The organism is Methanobrevibacter filiformis, from assembly GCF_001639265.1.
GTDB lineage: Archaea > Methanobacteriota > Methanobacteria > Methanobacteriales > Methanobacteriaceae > Methanacia > Methanacia filiformis.
On sequence record NZ_LWMT01000103.1, the window covers coordinates 1 to 3187 of the forward strand.

General features: G+C 28.4%; 1 protein-coding gene. It reads right to left on the reverse strand.

The window, feature by feature from the left end:
- Positions 1–293 precede the first annotated feature (293 nt).
- Positions 294–3187: DUF11 domain-containing protein (locus MBFIL_RS03625; protein ID WP_157078636.1), on the reverse strand; the 2894-nt coding region annotated here is incomplete at its 5' end.

Below are 3187 nucleotides of genomic sequence, written 5' to 3' on the forward strand. Positions count from 1 at the left end.
AAGTCATTAATGCATGAAGTCATATTTCAACACAAAGATTATTAAACTTTACTAAAAAATAATCAACAAAGATAAATCACTTAAAACCCAATAAACTAAATAATAATCCTTATTTTAACTTAATATTGCTTTATCATCACAATATAAGCCAATAATTATCAATTAACTAATCAATGAATTATGGAAGATCTCCATTAATAATAAAAATTAGTAGAATTATTAAAATATTATTGAATTAACCTATAGAATAATTAACAGAATTATACCCTCCTCACTAAACAGTAAGACAATTCTTAATTTTTATTATATGATAAGGAAGCATAGCTATTATTATAATCCTCTACATTATCATATGTTCCAATTCTTAAAATAATACGATTATTAAGATCTTCTTCATTGCTAACAGTACTTATGGCACTGTTAATTAAGTCAGTAGAAGTTAATGTAACATCAACACTACTACTTGCTGAAATATTAACAAATACAATAGATATTAAAGAAATTATAATAACTACCTTAATAGTACTTATAGAATTTTTATTAATATTATTACTACTTTTAGAATTATTCCTAGTTCTCAATTTATTAGCTGAAATCAGTCCAAAAATACCTAAAATTAATAATATAATATCTATTAAAGGAACACCAGTTTTCTTCATAGTAATATTAGACCCTCTAAATCCATTAGAATTATCATCACTATTATTATTAGTATGGTTATTAGAATTATTATCACTATTATTATTAGTATGGTTATTAGAATTGTTATTAGTAGTATTGTTATTAGTATTGTTGGTACCATTTGTGTTATTGGTATTGTTAGTAGAAGAATCACCTTCAAATTCAAATAATTTTTTAGTTGGATTAGTTTGATAATCTCCATCAAATATAACTTCTATAGCATTCTTCTTGTTAACAGGTATTACAAGATGTACTTGACCATTTTCATCAGTAATGAAGTTTCCAAGAGATTTACCATTTAATACAACTTTAATTAAAGCATTAGCAAGTGAATTACCATTTAAATCTTTAACAGTAATGGTTGCTGTAGCATTATGTCCAACTTTAGTATTTGGAACATTAATATCAATATTAACATCTTTTTTAGTGAACTTAACATCTATAGTTTTGTTTATATGATTATAATTCTCATCACCATTAAAGACAATATCAATATTATCTCCAGTATCAACAATCTTATAAGGAATAACAGCTACTCCATCAACAAACTCAACATCAATATAATTAACACCACCAACAGTCACATTAGCAGTCATATTAACAGGATTACCATTACCATCAGCCAAATTCAAAGTAATATTAACAATATCCCCAACACTACCACCAGGAACACTAACATTAAGACTAACATTACCCTTAGTGAAATTCACACCAAAAGTGCCCTCAGTGCCATTATATTTATCATTTCCCATAAATCCAACAGTAATATTATTTTTAACACCAGTGATATTGTAAGAGATAATAGCTACCCCATCAACAAACTCAACATCAGTATAATTAACACCACCAACAGTCACATTAGCAGTCATATTAACAGGATTACCATTACCATCAGCCAAATTCAAAGTAATATTAACAATATCCCCAACACTACCACCAGGAACACTAACACTAAGATTAACATCATTTTTAGTGAAATTAACAATAACAGTGTCACTAACAGGATTATACTTATCATTGCCATCAAAGACAATAGTAATATTCTCCTTAGCTTCAGGAATAGTATAATTAATAATAGCTACCCCATCAACAAACTCAACATCAGTATAATTAACACCACCAACAGTCACATTAGAAGTCGTATTAACAGGATTACCATTACCATCAGTCAAATTCAAAGTAATATTAACAATATCCCCCACATTACCACCAGGAACACTAACATTAATATTAACATCCTTTTTAGTGAAATTAATTACTACAGTACTACTCCTATTTCTAGTATTAATATTTATTTGATTAGTATTTACATTAGCAGTGTTAGTTACTGAACTATTTCCTATTACTATTACATTAATTGTTAATATTGCAGACTGTCCTGAAATGAGATTACCAATTGTCCAAATACCAGTACCTTCATCATATGCACCATTACTTGCACTTGAATTAAGGTACCGTAATTTATTAGAATCTATAATATCAATTACATTAACTCCAGTAGCATTGGTTAAACCATTATTAGTAACTGTGATTCTGTACTCTACCCTATCCCCAATATTCACTGAACCTGTAACATTAGATACTTTAACTACACTCACATCCACATCATCAGATATGTTAACTACTACAATACTACTCCTATTTGTAGTATTAATATTTGTTTGATTTGTAGTTACATTAGCAGTGTTAGTTACTGAACTAGTTCCTATTACAGTTACATTGATTGTTAATATTGCAGATTGTTCTGGAAGGATATTGCCGATTGTCCAAACACCAGTACTTTCATCATATGCACCATTACTTGGACTTGAATTAAGGTATTGTAATTTATTAGAATCTATAATATCAATTACATTAACTCCTGTGGCAGTTGTTAGTCCGTTATTGGTTACATTGATTGTGTATGTTATATTATCTCCAATATTTACTTTTGCTGTTGTGTTAGCTATTTTAATTATAGATATGTTAACATCTGATACTGTGAACTTGTTAGTACTGCTTTGATTGTTTACATTGGTTTCATTTGTTGTTATGTTTGCTGTGTTTGTTATATTTCCAAGCCCTATAATTTCAACTTCTAATGTTAAGGTTACTAATTGATTAGGTGTAAGGTTACCTATATTCCATATTCCAGTGTTATTATCATAAGTTGTGGAATTTGATGCTGTGTGATTTATATAGCGTAATTTAGTTGTATCAATGTAGTCAGTGACTATTACATTGGTCCCATTGATTGGACCATGATTTTCTACTGTGATGGTGTATTTAACATAATCTCCATAGTGAGGGTTAGCTGATGCATTGGAAACTTTAATTATACTTACATTCACATCTCCTACATAGATTGTTGTGCTTGTGTTGGTGTTACTGCCATTAAGCATTACTTCATTTGCTGTTACATTTGCAATATTTTCTATTGTTCCTGAACTAGCTATTATCACTTCAATTTTAAGCGTAACCATTTCATTAACATTTAATGTTCCAATATTCCATAATCCTGTATTAT